Genomic DNA, 13,650 nt, shown 5'->3' on the forward strand with positions numbered 1-13,650 from the left:
TCACCCATGCACGCTGCTGACGTGGAAGCCGAGCAGGCAGGTACGCTGGTCTATTTTTCCACCAAGTCAGGCAACACCCATCGTTTTATTGAAAAGCTTGGTTTAAGTGCACAGCGGCTGCCGTTACATCGTGAAGCCCCGACGCTACGCATTGAGCAGCCCTACATATTGGTTACCCCCACCTACGGAGGTGGCTCGGCCAATGGGGCTGTGCCAAAGCAGGTTATTCGGTTTTTAAATGACGAGCACAACCGACACCTCTTACGAGGTGTCATTGCTGCTGGTAATACTAATTTTGGTGACGCATACGGTTTGGCGGGGCGAATCATTGCCCAAAAGTGCCAAGTGCCGCTGCTTTATCGTTTTGAATTGTTTGGTACCGATGACGATGTCGCCAAGGTCCGCAAAGGAGTAGAAGAGTTTTGGAAACGTCAAGCTCAGTCTCTAAGAACGTAGCTGCAAAAAACTCGGCAGATCAACGCCCTGCTGCGGGAGCCACCGAGGCGCGCACGCTGGATTACCATGCGCTGAATGCGATGTTGAACCTGTACGGTGCCAACGGCGAACTGCAGTTGGATAAAGACCGCGAAGCGGCGCGCCAGTACTTTTTGCAGCACGTCAATCAGAACACCGTGTTCTTCCACTCCTTGGAAGAGAAGTTGGACTACCTAGTGGAAGAGCAGTACTACGAAGCCGACGTGCTGGCGCAGTACAGTTTTACGTTTGTCAAAGCGCTGTTCGAGCAGGCGTATGCGTACAAATTCCGCTTCCCGAGCTTCTTGGGTGCGTTCAAGTACTACACCAGCTACACGCTCAAAACCTTCGACGGCAAACGTTATCTCGAGCGGTATGAAGACCGGGTCTGCATGGTGGCGCTCACGCTAGCGCGTGGCGATGAAGCGCTGGCCAAGTCGCTGGTCGACGAGATCATCAGCGGCCGCTTCCAGCCTGCGACGCCCACCTTCCTGAACTGTGGTAAGCGCCAGCGGGGCGAGTTGGTCTCTTGCTTCTTGCTGCGTATCGAAGACAACATGGAGTCCATCGGGCGTTCCATCAACTCCGCGCTGCAGCTCTCCAAGCGTGGCGGCGGCGTGGCCTTCCTGCTCAGCAACATTCGCGAATCCGGCGCGCCGATCAAGCGTATCGAGAACCAGTCGTCGGGCATCATTCCGATCATGAAACTGCTGGAAGACGCGTTCTCCTACGCCAACCAGCTAGGTGCGCGTCAAGGTGCCGGAGCGGTCTATCTCAACGCCCACCACCCGGACATTCTGCGCTTTTTGGACACCAAGCGTGAAAACGCGGACGAGAAAATCCGCATCAAAACGCTGTCGCTGGGCGTGACCATTCCCGATATCACGTTCGAGCTGGCCAAGCGCAACGACGACATGTACCTCTTCTCGCCCTACGATGTCGAGCGCGTCTACGGCGTGCCGTTTGGCGACATCAGCGTGACCGAGAAGTACCATGAAATGGTGGCCGACGCGCGCATTCGCAAGCACAAGATCAATGCTCGCGCCTTCTTCCAAACCCTGGCCGAGCTGCAGTTCGAGTCTGGCTACCCGTACATCATGTTCGAAGATACGGTCAACCGCGCCAACCCGATTGCGGGCCGTATCAACATGAGTAACCTGTGCTCCGAGATTCTGCAGGTCAATACGCCGACCGAGTACGACGACGATTTGGGCTACCGTCAGGTAGGGCAAGATATCTCTTGTAACCTCGGCTCGATGAACATCGCCAAGGTGATGGATTCCGGTGATATCGGCACCAGCGTCGAGATCGCCATTCGCGGCCTGACCGCCGTGTCTGAAATGAGTAATCTGCGCAGCGTTCCCTCCATCGCCGAGGGTAATGCCAAATCGCGCGCCATCGGTCTTGGCCAGATGAACCTGCACGGCTTCCTGGCTCGCGAGCATATTTATTACGGCTCAGAAGAAGGGTTGGACTTCACGAACCTGTACTTCTACTGCGTTGCGTTCCATGCCATTCGTGCGTCGAACCAGTTGGCCATCGAACACGGTGAGACCTTTGCCGGGTTCGCAGACTCCACCTATGCATCGGGTACGTTCTTCGATAAGTACACCGACCAGGCGTGGCTGCCGCGTACCGAGAAAGTCCGTCACCTTTTCGAGCGCAGCGGTATTGCACTGCCCACGCAAGACGATTGGCAAACGCTGAAAGCCTCGGTGATGGCGCATGGCCTGTACAACCGTAACCTGCAAGCTGTACCGCCAACGGGGTCTATCTCGTACATCAACCACTCCACGTCGAGCATTCACCCGGTGGCAGCGAAAATCGAAATTCGCAAAGAGGGCAAGCTGGGTCGCGTTTATTATCCGGCCCCGTTCTTGAACGAGGCGAACTTCGATTACTTCCAGGATGCCTACGAAATCGGCCCTGAAAAAATCATCGATACCTATGCAGAAGCGTCCAAGCACGTGGACCAAGGCCTCTCGTTGACGCTGTTCTTCCCGGATACGGCCACCACGCGGGATATCAACAAGGCGCAAATTTACGCTTGGCGTAAAGGTATTAAGACGCTTTATTACATCCGCCTGCGCCAAAGTGCCCTGGAAGGCACCGAGGTGGAAGGCTGCGTCTCCTGCACGCTGTGATCGGGTAACGCTTTTAAGATGATGTTTGTGAGAGAACGCTGATGACCATAATGCAACGTTTGTCGCGAGTGAATGCGATCAACTGGAACCGCCTTCAGGACGATAAAGACCTCGAGGTGTGGAACCGTCTGACCAGCAACTTCTGGTTGCCAGAAAAAGTACCGCTCTCCAACGACATCCAGTCGTGGAACACGCTGACACAGCAGGAAAAACAGCTCACCATTCGCGTGTTTACCGGTTTGACGCTGTTGGACACCATCCAAAGCAGCGTGGGCGCCCCCGTGCTGATGGATGACGCTCGCACTCCCCATGAAGAAGCGGTATACACCAATATCGCTTTCATGGAATCGGTGCATGCGCGCTCTTACAGCTCGATTTTCTCGACGCTGTGTGCCACGCGGGATGTAGACGATGCCTTCCGCTGGAGCGAAGAGAATCCGACGCTGCAGATGAAGTCAGAGCTGATTTTGAATCGCTATCGCTCTGACGATCCGCTAATGCGTAAGGTAGCGAGCGTCTTCTTGGAGTCGTTCCTGTTCTACTCGGGCTTCTATCTGCCCATGTACTGGTCCAGTCACGCCAAACTGACCAACACCGCCGACCTGATTCGTTTGATCATTCGTGATGAAGCGGTACACGGCTATTATGTGGGCTACAAGTTCCAGCAGGCACTGGCAGAAGAGACGCCCGAGCGTCAGCAGGAAGTCAAAGATTACGCCTATGAGCTGCTGCTAGAGCTGTACGACAACGAAGTTCGCTACACCGAGTCGCTGTATGATGAAGTGGGGCTCTCGGAAGACGTGAAGAAATTCCTTCACTACAACGCCAACAAAGCCCTGATGAACTTGGGCTTTGAGCCGCTGTTCCCCAGCAGCGTGACGGACGTCGACCCAACGATCATGGCCGCGCTGTCTCCCAGCGCGGATGAGAACCACGACTTCTTCTCCGGGTCGGGCTCCTCCTATGTCATTGGTAAAGCCGTCGCCACCGAAGACGACGACTGGGCGTTTTGAGGGTCGTGCTGTGATGCCCGCTACGGGAGCCGAAGGCTCCCGTTTTTTATGCCTGCCGTTCGAGTTACTGTCAGTGAATGTTAATGATAAATATTGTCATTAATTCTATTAGTGGTACGCTATGCGCTGCACGCGTTAAACGCAAATCGTTCTTATACCTAATGAGTTTTAGCGCGCCGAGGTTGATGGCGCGCTGAGCAGTGACGGAGACATAACGTGCTGAACAGGCCTTTCTTTGCCTTGCGTGGATGTTGCCTAGCGGGCGTGCTAGTCAGCGGTACGCTCATGGCAAGTGATGAGACGATGGATCAAGCGGCCCAAAGTGTCGAGGCCCAGCAAGCCCAGTCTGAGTTGCAACAGCAAATCGATAGTGCGGATGAAGCCACACGGTCCGCCATTGAGGAGCTGCGTCGCCTGGAGCGGGAAACCCGTCAGATGGAAGCTGCTAACGCCACGCTCAGTAGCCGCTTGGCCAGTGAGGCCGAACGCCAGCAACGCTTGAATCAAGCGCTGGATACATTGAGCGATACCCGCGCAGCGCTGCCCATGATCGAACAGGACATGACCGAACAGCTCACCCGTTGGATCGAGTCAGACCTGCCTTTTTTGACCGATGAGCGCCTCGCCCGAGTGGCGTCAGCGGGTAGTCCCGAAGCGGGCAGCGCCGAACGTATTGCAAGCCTAATCGAAGCCTGGCGGGCGGAGCTCGCCTATGGGCGCGAGGTCGATAGCTGGCGTGGCCGTTTGGAGATAGCGGGTGCTTCCCCCAGGGAAGTGGAGTACCTGAGGATTGGCCGTATTGGCTTTTACTACGTGACGCCCGATGGCCGCGAAGGAGGGGTCTGGGATAAAGAAGAGGGGACGTGGCTCGCGCTCGACGAGGCCGCTCGCCGCCAAGTGCGTAACGGACTGCGGATTGCGGCCGACCAGCGCACCCCAGAACTTCTACAGCTCCCACTCTCGATCACGGCTAACGACCAAGGAGCGCAGCCATGAGTCTGTTTTCTCGCCCCAAGGCTTGGCTCTGCCTCACGCTGCTGGTCAGCGCGTTGAGCAGCAACGTTGGCATGGCCCAAAGCGACGATGTCGGCTCGTTAAGAGAGGCTCGCGAGGCTGCCCAAGCGCGTGACCAAGCGCGTCTTCAATCTTTCTTGGACGATCAAGACGCGTTAGAGGCCGCTTTGCAAGAGGCGCGTGATGCCCACTCGGCTGCCGAAGCGAAGCAGGCTGCGCTCGAAGCGCAGCAGGACGAGCAGAACGAGCAGGCGCAGGCACTTGCTCAGCGCCAAGATGAGCAGGGCGAGGCATTGACGGCGCTATTGGCAGATCTAACGCGTCACAGTGAAGAACTTCGCAACGAGCTGGGAGGGGATAGCTGGCTCACGCTTGAAGCCGATGCGTTGCCACCGCGTTTAAACGATGTCGACGTGTTGGAGCGTCCGCACATTGAGGCTGTCGTCGATCGTTTGGCGGCTCTCACCATGGACACGGGCCGTGCCGAGCGCTTGGAATTGCCTGTCGCGGATGCCAGCGGCGACATAGCGCCGCGCAGCGTCGTTCGACTGGGTGATTTTGCCGCTTTCACCGAGTCTGCGCTGCTGCGGCAAGGGCAAGATGAGAAGGGCGCCCTCGCCGAAATGCCGCGTACCCCGTCAGCGGTCAGCGAGCTTCTGGCGGCGTATCATCAGGGAGAGAGCCGTGCGTTTGCCATCGACCCCACCCAAGGCAGCGTGCTGGAGGCACTGGCTCAACAGCCTTCGCTGTGGGAGCGTTTTCAGCAGGGTGGCTATGTCGGTTACGTGGTCGTCCTGCTAGGTGGCATCGGCCTGCTGGTCGCTTTGGCGCAGTACCTGTATCTGTTGTTGGTTAGCGCACGCGTACGTCGTCAGCGACAAGCCCTGGATCAGCCCAGTGCCGATAATCCTCTGGGGCGTGTTCTACAGCGCTTCAAGGAGATGGACAAACATCAAACCCCGGAGGCGCTGGAAGCGCGGTTGGATGAAGCGGTACTCGCCGAGCTGCCTAAAATCGAGCGTGGTCAGCCCATCGTCAAGCTGCTAGCCGCCATTGCACCGCTGCTGGGCCTATTGGGCACCGTGACGGGCATGATCGTAACGTTCCAAGCCATCACGGTATTTGGCACGGGCGACCCGCAGTTAATGGCGGGAGGGATCAGTCAGGCGCTGGTCACGACGGTACTGGGTTTGGTGACGGCGGTACCGCTGCTGTTTGCCCAAACGGCGCTGTCTAGCCGTAGTCGTTTCATTACTCAGGTGATCGAAGGTGAGTCAAGCGCCACGCTGGCAGATCACTTGGAAGCGCAGTCGACGGCCCATGCTCGCACGGTGACCTAGTATGCCTACGTTACCCCTTTGGCTGGCGCCCGTTGAGCGGCTGCTCGATGCAGGTGGTGCCGTACTCGTAGTGCTGGCGCTGGTGGCCGTGGTGGTGTTCGCCATGGCGATCGAGCGGTGGTGGTATTACCGCTTTAGCTGGCGGCGATCACGCCATGAGCTGGTGCGCCGCTGGGCGGCGCGCAGCGACCACCGCAGTTGGAGCGCGCGCACGCTACGCCATGTATGGAGTGCTGCGCTGGTGGCCAAGCTGCGCCAGCCGCTGCCGTGGATCAAGCTGCTCGTGGCGCTTTGCCCACTACTCGGGTTGTTGGGGACGGTCACGGGCATGATTGCCGTTTTCGATAGCCTTTCGATGAGCGATACCCATCAAGCTCGAGCCATGGCCGATGGCGTTGCCCGGGCAACGCTGCCCACGCTGACGGGCATGGCCATTGCGGTGGTGGGTATGCTGTTTATTAGCCGTTTAGAGCACGTTATTCGCCGCGAAGACCAGCGTCTGCATGACCGCTTAGCGCGTGCCTTGGAGGAGAGTGATGCGTAGACGCCGTTCCGTAGAGGCTGCTGACGATAGCAACGAGGTGAACCTGACGCCGATGTTGGACGTGGTGTTCATCATGCTGATCTTCTTTATCGTCACGACCAGCTTTATCAAAGAGAGCGGAGTGGAGATCGATCGCCCTGAGGCGTCGGCCGCCACCCCGCGCCCCGATGCCCAAGTGTTGGTTGCCGTCACGCCGGAAGGGGCGGTTTGGGTGGATGGACAGCCCGTGGACGTTCACCGCGTTGGGCAGCAGGTGGCTGGAATGCTGAGCGGTGAGGGTTCGGTGGTCATTCAGGCCGACCGAGAGTCCACGACCGGCGTGTTGATCGAGGTCATGGACCGTCTTCAGCAGGCGGGTGTCGAGCAGGTCGCCGTGGCAGCGAGTCGGAGTGGGCCATGATGCGGCATGTGTTATCGATGCTAGGCGGTATTGCCCTGGCCATCGGGCTCTTCTGGATGCTAGCGCTACTGGTAGCTCCTCCAGAGCAGCAGGTGGACGAGCCCATCATGTCGATGTCCATGACGGTGGTGGAAGCGCCGGAGGTGGCGCCCGAACAGGAGACACCCCCCCCGGCGCCTGCACAAGCCGCTCCCCCGCCACCGCCCATGCCGACGCCAGCCCCTGCGCCGGTCGCCACTAGCGCGATTACGCTGCCAGACGTGGAGCTACCCGACGCGCCGGTAGAGCCCGTCGAGTTGGAAAGCGAGCTGCCGGAGCTGACCGAGGTGCGCCCTGAGCCTACACCGCAGCCCCAGCCAGCACCTGAGCCTGTGCCGGAACCCGCCCCCGAACCTACGGAAACGGCGGCCCCGTCTCCTGAGCCTGCCACTGCGCAGCGGGAAGCGGCCCCGGCGGCAGAGCCTGCGCCCTCGAACGAGCCGGTGAGTGTGGGGCAAGTAGCTCCGACGAGTCGCGTCAATCCGTCTTATCCGCCTCGTGCACAGCGCCGCGGTATGGAGGGATTCGTGGAGGTGGAATTCGTCATCCAGCGTAATGGAAGTGTCGATGGAAGCTCCATTCGAGTGACCAATGCCCAGCCTCGCCGGGTGTTCGAAGACGCCGCACGAGAAGCGATTGCGCGCTGGCAGTTCGAGCCCAGTCAGCAGTTACGTCGCGCCACCCAGCGTATTGAGTTCCAGTTAAGGTAGCGGTGACATGTTGCGAAGAAAAAATCCGTCAACCAGCCCTATCGTTGTCGCTCACCGTCAACGTACGATGCCGCAATGGATGGGCGTCATACTACTGAGCGCGCTGAGTATCACCGCGACGGCCAATGAGCCGCTGCCGGGTGACATGATTCAAGACCTGAATCGGCTTCAGAGCCAGTTGGCCAGCCAGCCAAGCGGTTCTGCTGACCCTGATGTGCTAAGCCGTATCATCACCCATGCGCGAGCTCAGTCAGAGCGGCTTTCGGGCGGTAATCGCGCGGATCAATGGGCGAGCGCGCTTTATCATCAGCTAGCCGCCAGTGCGCTGGTGCGCCAGGGCGATCCTCTTGCTGCTGCCGATGAGCTGGCCAGCGCCCGCCAACGGCCTAGCGTTCCCGATAGCCAGCTGCGTCGCTGGCTGCGGGACGAAGCGTCGCTACGCCGCGCCGCAGGCGAACGAGATCGGGCCATTACCCTGTATGAACAGTGGCTATCCGAGTCGTCGGGCAGTGATCGCTACGCGGACACGGCTTGGCAGCTCGTGCGTCTGTTGGCAGAAGAGGAGCGCTGGGAGCAGGCCATGGAGTGGCTGGCGCCGCTGCTTGAACAAGGGGAATTGACCGCTGACCAGCAAACGCTCACCAATGTCGTGCTCCGAAACACAGGGGATAACGCACAGGCGCTGAGCTGGCTGTTGGACGGGTTGAATGCCGACAGCGACCCCGATGCATGGCGCCAAGCCGCCGGACTTGCCCAGCAGGCAGGCCAGATAGGTGTGGCCGCCGCCGTTTGGGAAGCAGCCTGGCAGTTGGGTAAGTTTTCTACGCCAGAGGAACGCCGCACCCTGATCGAGCTGCATATGGCCGGAGGGACGCCTGCACGCGCTGCCGAGCATTTAGAGGCGGCTCTAGGGGCGGGCACGCTTCCCCGCGATGAAGCCACGCTTCGCTTGCGCGCCACGGCTTGGCAACAGGCCAAGGATGTCGACAAGGCGCTCGAGGCGTGGCGAGAGTTGGCAACGTTGACTGATTCAGCAAGCGATTGGCGGCAGTACGGCCAGCTAGCCTATGGGTGGGGAGAGGATCGCCAAGCCGAAGCTGCGCTGACCCAAGCGGCCAATTTAGGGGATGCCCAAGCAGAGCAGTGGCTCGCGTACTTTGAATGATGTCTGCCTAAGCCGTCGCTCTAAGTGGCTCGACTGCCTTGCTCTCAAGACCTTGCTAGGTTTGAACAGCCATCGTCGTATCTTAAAGCGGGCGCCGGTGGTGAGCCTCCGGCGCTTGCAGCGTCATGAACGGAGTATGACTGAAAAGTCGCTCCAGGTGGGGGCGTGGTCCGATGGGCGCTCCATGGCCCGCAGCGGATAGTCGATACCCGCATCGGTCACGCAGTCGGCCAAGGGCTTTGAAACTAGGATGTAGTCGATGCGAAGACCGCGCTTCGGCTCTCGGTCAAAGCCTTTTGAGCGATAGTCGAACCAGCTAAACCACTCGTCATTTTGCGGGTGGCACAGACGGTAGCTGTCGCTCAGCCCCCACGCTTTGATGCCTTCCAGCCATTCGCGCTCGATGGGCTGGAAGCTGGTTTTGCCCTCCCGCAGCCAGCGCTTCCGGTTGGCCTCGCCTATGCCGATATCCTGATCTTCAGGTGAGATATTGAAATCACCCATGACCGCCAGTCGCTCTTCGGGAGCGTGCTGAGTATTGAGCAGGTTGGCGAGCTGTTGATAAAAGCGCGCTTTGTGCGGAAACTTGGTGGGGTGATCGACGCTTTCGCCTTGAGGGAAGTAGCCGTTCCATACCGTGACCGGCTCGCCGTCTTCCGCGAGCAACTTGACGCCAATCATGCGCCGCTGGGCATCGTCGTCGTCATCGGGAAAGCCGTAAAACACTGCTTGCGGCTGTTGACGGCACAGCAGTGCAACGCCGTAATGGCCTTTTTGGCCATAGTAAAAAACGTGATAGCCCATGGCTTCTACGTCGGCCACGGGGAATTCGCTGTCTTGTACTTTGGTTTCTTGAAGGCCGATGACATCGGGCTGTTGGGTATCGATCAGCGCTTGAAGCTGGTGCAGTCGTGCCCGAATCCCATTGATATTGAACGAAACCAAACGCATCAAGACGGCTCTCCTGGTGAGTGATCGCCCCCTTTGTCAGGATGGATGGCGATCGTTTGGCCGCTTTGCTGGCGCGCCAATTTGCGCACGGCCTGAAGCTTACGCTGCTGCTGCTTTTTGGCAACGAAGCGGCGCGACGAGGTCACTTGATCAGGGTTCTCATGGCGCCACTTTTTATAATCTTTGCGGCGACCGGTGCGGATCGTCACTTTATCCGCCAATGAACGAGTCTTTTTCTTACGCGTCATGTCGCGCTCCTTGGGTTAATGTATGCCTCATTCTAACAGGCTAGCGTGCTCCTTCGACAGCAGGGCGCGCTCTTATCGCCAACCCCTGGTACAATGCGCACTTCGTGATGCCTAACATCCACAGCAATGGACAGATACACAGCCTATGAGCGAGTCGGAACAGACCACAGCATCGGCCCAGAACCGCAAGCCTAAACGTCGCCGTCGGAAACCGCGTCGTCGTCAGTCGAACTGGGATCTTCGTCAGTTTCAGGTGCCCGCCGTCGCCGGCAAGTGGCGCTTCCATGACTTTGATCTGCCGCTGCCTTTGATGCGCGCGATACATGCTCAGGGGTTCGAGTACTGCACGCCCATTCAAGCGGAAGCGCTGCGCCACACCCTGTTAGGTGGCGACATCGTCGGTAAAGCGCAGACGGGCACCGGTAAAACCGCCGCCTTTTTGATCTCTGTCATGGCTTACTTCCTCGAAGAGCCGACGCCGGATGGTCAAAAGCCGGGGGCTCCCCGTGCGCTGATCATTGCGCCGACCCGTGAGCTGGCGCTGCAAATCGAGAAAGACGCCAAGGCACTTGCGCGTTTCACTCAGCTCAACGTCGCCAGCGTCGTGGGCGGTATGGATTACCAAAAACAGCGCGAAAGCCTGGGTAAGAAGATCGATATCCTGGTCGCGACGCCAGGGCGTCTGCTGGACTTCCACCAGAAACGCGATATCGACCTCTCCGAAACCGAAGTGCTGGTGCTCGACGAAGCGGATCGAATGCTTTCCATGGGGTTCATTCCCGATGTGAAGCGCATCATTCGTTACACGCCAAAGAAAGAGGAGCGTCAAACGTTCCTATTCTCGGCCACCTTCACGGACGATATTCTCAATCTGGCGAGTCAGTGGACGCTCAATCCGGCGCATGTCGAGATCGAGGTGACCGTTGAGAATCAGGCAGATATCGATCAGCGTGTTTACCTCGTTTCCGACGACGACAAACAGCGGCTGCTGGTGAAGCTTCTGGAGCAGGAGAGCTTCGAGCGTGTCATGGTGTTCGGTAACCGCCGGGATCTAGTGCGCAAACTCGACGACCTGCTGAAAAAAGCCGGGGTCAGTGCGGCCATGCTGTCTGGTGATGTACCGCAGAATCAGCGCATCAAGACGCTGGAAAGCTTCCGCGAAGGAGAGGTGCAGGTGCTGGTAGCCACCGACGTGGCCGGCCGTGGCATTCATATCGAAGATGTGAGCCACGTCATCAACTACACGCTGCCCGAAGATCCGGAAGATTATGTTCACCGCATCGGTCGTACCGGCCGTGCAGGGGCCAAAGGCGTGTCGATCAGCTTCGTGGGCGAAGAGGACGCGTTCTCCTTGCCAGAGATTGAGCGCTATATCAACGGTAAGCTGCCCTGCGAACACCCGCCGGAAGGTATGCTGTAATTCGAATGCTGAATGACGCGCTAAAAAACGATATTCAGCAGGCTTACCGTAACGTGGTGGAGAAGCTCGAGCTCACACCCCGTTACGGGCAGCGCTTGATGATCGCCGAAATCGCCCGAACGCTGGGGGACATCGAGTGCGATAGCGAAGGAAAGCGCGTTAGCGATAGTCATGTGTGCGTGTTGGAGGCCGGTACCGGCACGGGCAAAACACTGGCGTATCTCATTGCGGGGCTGCCCATCGCCAAGGCACAGGGCAAACGGCTCATCGTGTCGACGGCCACCGTGGCCCTTCAAGAGCAGGTGCTCAACCAAGATTTGCCTTCACTGGCGAGCCATAGCGGCGTGGCTTTTCGCTATGCGCTAGCCAAAGGACGCGGACGTTACGTTTGCGTGGCTAGGCTGGATCAAGCTTTGGAGGGCAGTGAGCCCAACCCAACGCTGTCGCTGTTCGAGCAGTCGTTGCAAGCCGATAGCAGCGACTTCAACGTCCTGGCGACCGATATGGCCGACGCCTACGGGAAGGGCGAGTGGGAAGGCGACCGCGATACTTGGCCGGTGTCGATCGAGGACGCGCACTGGCGACAGCTGACGGTCGACCACCGCCAGTGCACCGGTCGCCGCTGCGGCCACTTCGGTGCCTGCGCCTTTTTCCGCTCGCGTCGAGAGCTGGAGAATGCTGACGTTATCGTCGCCAATCACGATCTCGTGTTGGCGGACTTGGCGCTTGGTGGCGGTGCCATTTTGCCGGACCCCGCTGACTGCATCTTTATCTTCGACGAAGGCCACCACCTGCCGGATAAAGCGCTATCGCACTTTGCCCACCGCTTTGCCGTGCACGGCTGTCTGCGCTGGTTGAAAACTCTGAAAAGTAGTTTGACGGATTTGCACCAGGGGCTGGCGGTTCAACCCACCATTGCCCGACTGCTGGCCGGGTTGCCCGAACTGCTGCATGGATTGGAGCCCGCGCTGGGCGACGTGTTTAGCATGGGGCATCAGCTTGCTGGACGGGAAAACGGCCTTGCCGATGAAGAGGCTAGCCACCAGCAGCGTTTTGAGAAAGGCCAAGTGACTGAGGCGTTGCGGGAACAGGCGCAACAGCTGCTTGTCATGTTTGCCACTCTCTCAAGAAGTTTGGAGAGTATCAGCGATATCTTGCGTGAAAGCCTCGACCCGGATAAGCAAACCGGTTTGGACCGTGATCAGGCTGAGGCCTGGCTGCCGCTGATGGCACTCCTTCACGGCCGCGCACTGGATGCCCACGCCTTATGGCAAGCGTTCAGCGAGCAGGATGCTCCCAATGCCCCACCGAGCGCGCGCTGGATAACCCTTAGCCGTGTGGCGGGGGAGCCGGAGATCGAGTTTTCGGCCAGCCCCGTGTCGGCCGCGCACACGCTTGCCAAGCATTTGTGGGGCCGCTGCCACGGGGCCGTGGTGACTTCCGCCACGTTAACGGCGCTGGGCCGCTTCGAGCGGTTGCAAGAGCGCGCCGGATTGGCAAACCGATACCGCTATCAGGCGCTGCCCAGCCCGTTTGACTATGCCAACGCCGTCTTACGAGTGCCCGCCGAGGCGACGGACCCTAGCGACCGGGAAGCGCATGAGCGTGCGATCGTGAGCTTTGTGTCACAGCTCGGCGAGGAGGAGGCGGCGCTGGTGCTGTTTTCCTCTCGTGCCCAGCTGCGCGCGGTCGAAAAAGCGCTGCCTGCCGCGGCAAAAGAGCGCATCTTGGCCCAAGACGCACTGCCCAAACGAGAGCTCATCGAGCGACACAGAGCAGCGGTGGATGGTGGCAAGGGGAGCGTGATTTTTGGCTTGGCAAGTTTCGCCGAAGGGATCGATTTGCCGGGGGATTACCTCACCCATGTGGTGATTACCCGGCTACCGTTTGCCGTGCCCGATGATCCGGTGGGGGCGACGCTGGCAGAATGGATCGAGAGTCAGGGCGGCAATCCCTTCATGCGTATCAGCGTGCCGGATGCGTCGATCAAGCTCGTGCAAGCATGTGGCCGTTTGATCCGAAAAGAGAGTGATCGCGGGGTAATTACCTTGCTGGATCGCCGTGTGATCACGCGGCGCTATGGTCAGGCATTGTTGGATGCACTGCCGCCTTTCAAGCGGGATATACAGGCGTAGTCGATAGATCGCGTTAGGGGATGGGAAACGAACACGTCCCGGCGAGCGGCAGC

13 protein-coding genes are annotated in these 13,650 nt (G+C 59.1%); 11 read left to right on the forward strand and 2 right to left on the reverse strand.

Annotated features, from left to right (window positions below; all coding sequences use genetic code 11):
- The first annotated feature begins 6 nt into the window (after window positions 1-6).
- From nrdI to NH398_RS01640, 9 genes are all read left to right on the forward strand, one after another.
- Complete coding sequence (gene nrdI, locus NH398_RS01600; protein ID WP_159342497.1) at window positions 7-456, forward strand: class Ib ribonucleoside-diphosphate reductase assembly flavoprotein NrdI; 450 nt, start codon at window positions 7-9, stop codon at window positions 454-456.
- A 56-nt stretch (window positions 457-512) separates the two neighbouring features.
- Window positions 513-2,618 carry a class 1b ribonucleoside-diphosphate reductase subunit alpha gene (gene nrdE / locus NH398_RS01605; protein ID WP_159343767.1) on the forward strand — a complete coding sequence of 702 codons (2,106 nt, stop codon included), beginning with the start codon at window positions 513-515 and terminating at the stop codon, window positions 2,616-2,618.
- Window positions 2,619-2,659: 41 nt separating this feature from the next.
- On the forward strand, window positions 2,660-3,631 hold the full coding sequence (nrdF, locus tag NH398_RS01610; protein ID WP_159342496.1) for a class 1b ribonucleoside-diphosphate reductase subunit beta: 972 nt from the start codon (window positions 2,660-2,662) through the stop codon (window positions 3,629-3,631).
- A 264-nt stretch (window positions 3,632-3,895) separates the two neighbouring features.
- On the forward strand, window positions 3,896-4,627 hold the full coding sequence (locus NH398_RS01615) for a DUF3450 domain-containing protein (RefSeq protein ID WP_350338764.1): 732 nt from the start codon (window positions 3,896-3,898) through the stop codon (window positions 4,625-4,627).
- Window positions 4,624-5,985, forward strand: coding sequence for a MotA/TolQ/ExbB proton channel family protein (locus tag NH398_RS01620; RefSeq protein WP_253016049.1), 1,362 nt, complete (start codon window positions 4,624-4,626; stop codon window positions 5,983-5,985). The genes NH398_RS01615 and NH398_RS01620 overlap by 4 nt, the downstream gene beginning before the upstream one ends.
- Window position 5,986: 1 nt before the next feature.
- Window positions 5,987-6,529: a MotA/TolQ/ExbB proton channel family protein gene (locus NH398_RS01625; RefSeq protein ID WP_159342494.1), complete on the forward strand. Its 543-nt coding sequence runs from the start codon at window positions 5,987-5,989 to the stop codon at window positions 6,527-6,529.
- Window positions 6,522-6,929 (forward strand): biopolymer transporter ExbD, encoded by a 408-nt coding sequence (locus NH398_RS01630; RefSeq protein WP_253016051.1) that lies wholly within the window; start codon window positions 6,522-6,524, stop codon window positions 6,927-6,929. Before NH398_RS01625 ends, NH398_RS01630 begins: the two co-directional genes overlap by 8 nt.
- Complete coding sequence (locus NH398_RS01635; RefSeq protein ID WP_253016053.1) at window positions 6,926-7,678, forward strand: energy transducer TonB; 753 nt, start codon at window positions 6,926-6,928, stop codon at window positions 7,676-7,678. Before NH398_RS01630 ends, NH398_RS01635 begins: the two co-directional genes overlap by 4 nt.
- 7 nt (window positions 7,679-7,685) lie before the next feature.
- On the forward strand, window positions 7,686-8,843 hold the full coding sequence (locus NH398_RS01640; protein WP_366069913.1) for a hypothetical protein: 1,158 nt from the start codon (window positions 7,686-7,688) through the stop codon (window positions 8,841-8,843).
- 123 nt (window positions 8,844-8,966) lie between these two features.
- Here NH398_RS01640 and xthA read toward each other — a convergent pair whose 3' ends face one another.
- Window positions 8,967-9,794: an exodeoxyribonuclease III gene (gene xthA, locus NH398_RS01645; protein ID WP_253016552.1), complete on the reverse strand. Its 828-nt coding sequence runs from the start codon at window positions 9,792-9,794 to the stop codon at window positions 8,967-8,969.
- Window positions 9,794-10,042 (reverse strand): hypothetical protein, encoded by a 249-nt coding sequence (locus NH398_RS01650; RefSeq protein ID WP_159342491.1) that lies wholly within the window; start codon window positions 10,040-10,042, stop codon window positions 9,794-9,796. Before NH398_RS01650 ends, xthA begins: the two co-directional genes overlap by 1 nt.
- 145 nt (window positions 10,043-10,187) lie before the next feature.
- Between NH398_RS01650 and rhlB the strand changes: the two genes are divergently transcribed.
- Both rhlB and dinG read left to right on the forward strand, forming a co-directional pair.
- Complete coding sequence (gene rhlB, locus NH398_RS01655; protein WP_159342490.1) at window positions 10,188-11,462, forward strand: ATP-dependent RNA helicase RhlB; 1,275 nt, start codon at window positions 10,188-10,190, stop codon at window positions 11,460-11,462.
- Between the two features lie 5 nt (window positions 11,463-11,467).
- Window positions 11,468-13,597: an ATP-dependent DNA helicase DinG gene (gene dinG, locus NH398_RS01660; RefSeq protein WP_253016055.1), complete on the forward strand. Its 2,130-nt coding sequence runs from the start codon at window positions 11,468-11,470 to the stop codon at window positions 13,595-13,597.
- Window positions 13,598-13,650 lie beyond the last annotated feature (53 nt).

This window comes from Halomonas sp. CnH100-B (genome assembly GCF_024124605.1).
In the GTDB taxonomy this organism is placed as follows: Bacteria; Pseudomonadota; Gammaproteobacteria; order Pseudomonadales; family Halomonadaceae; genus Vreelandella.

Bases quoted from the DNA above. Each gene is read 5' to 3' on its own strand.
- NH398_RS01635 (WP_253016053.1), top strand. From the start codon at position 6,926: ATGATGCGGCATGTGTTATCGATGCTAGGCGGTATTGCCCTGGCCATC.
- nrdI (WP_159342497.1), top strand. From the start codon at position 7: ATGCACGCTGCTGACGTGGAAGCCGAGCAGGCAGGTACGCTGGTCTAT.
- NH398_RS01625 (WP_159342494.1), top strand. From the start codon at position 5,987: ATGCCTACGTTACCCCTTTGGCTGGCGCCCGTTGAGCGGCTGCTCGAT.
- NH398_RS01640 (WP_366069913.1), top strand. From the start codon at position 7,686: ATGTTGCGAAGAAAAAATCCGTCAACCAGCCCTATCGTTGTCGCTCAC.
- dinG (WP_253016055.1), top strand. From the start codon at position 11,468: ATGCTGAATGACGCGCTAAAAAACGATATTCAGCAGGCTTACCGTAAC.
- NH398_RS01630 (WP_253016051.1), top strand. From the start codon at position 6,522: ATGCGTAGACGCCGTTCCGTAGAGGCTGCTGACGATAGCAACGAGGTG.
- nrdF (WP_159342496.1), top strand. From the start codon at position 2,660: ATGACCATAATGCAACGTTTGTCGCGAGTGAATGCGATCAACTGGAAC.
- NH398_RS01620 (WP_253016049.1), top strand. From the start codon at position 4,624: ATGAGTCTGTTTTCTCGCCCCAAGGCTTGGCTCTGCCTCACGCTGCTG.
- NH398_RS01650 (WP_159342491.1), bottom strand. From the start codon at position 10,042: ATGACGCGTAAGAAAAAGACTCGTTCATTGGCGGATAAAGTGACGATC.
- rhlB (WP_159342490.1), top strand. From the start codon at position 10,188: ATGAGCGAGTCGGAACAGACCACAGCATCGGCCCAGAACCGCAAGCCT.
- xthA (WP_253016552.1), bottom strand. From the start codon at position 9,794: ATGCGTTTGGTTTCGTTCAATATCAATGGGATTCGGGCACGACTGCAC.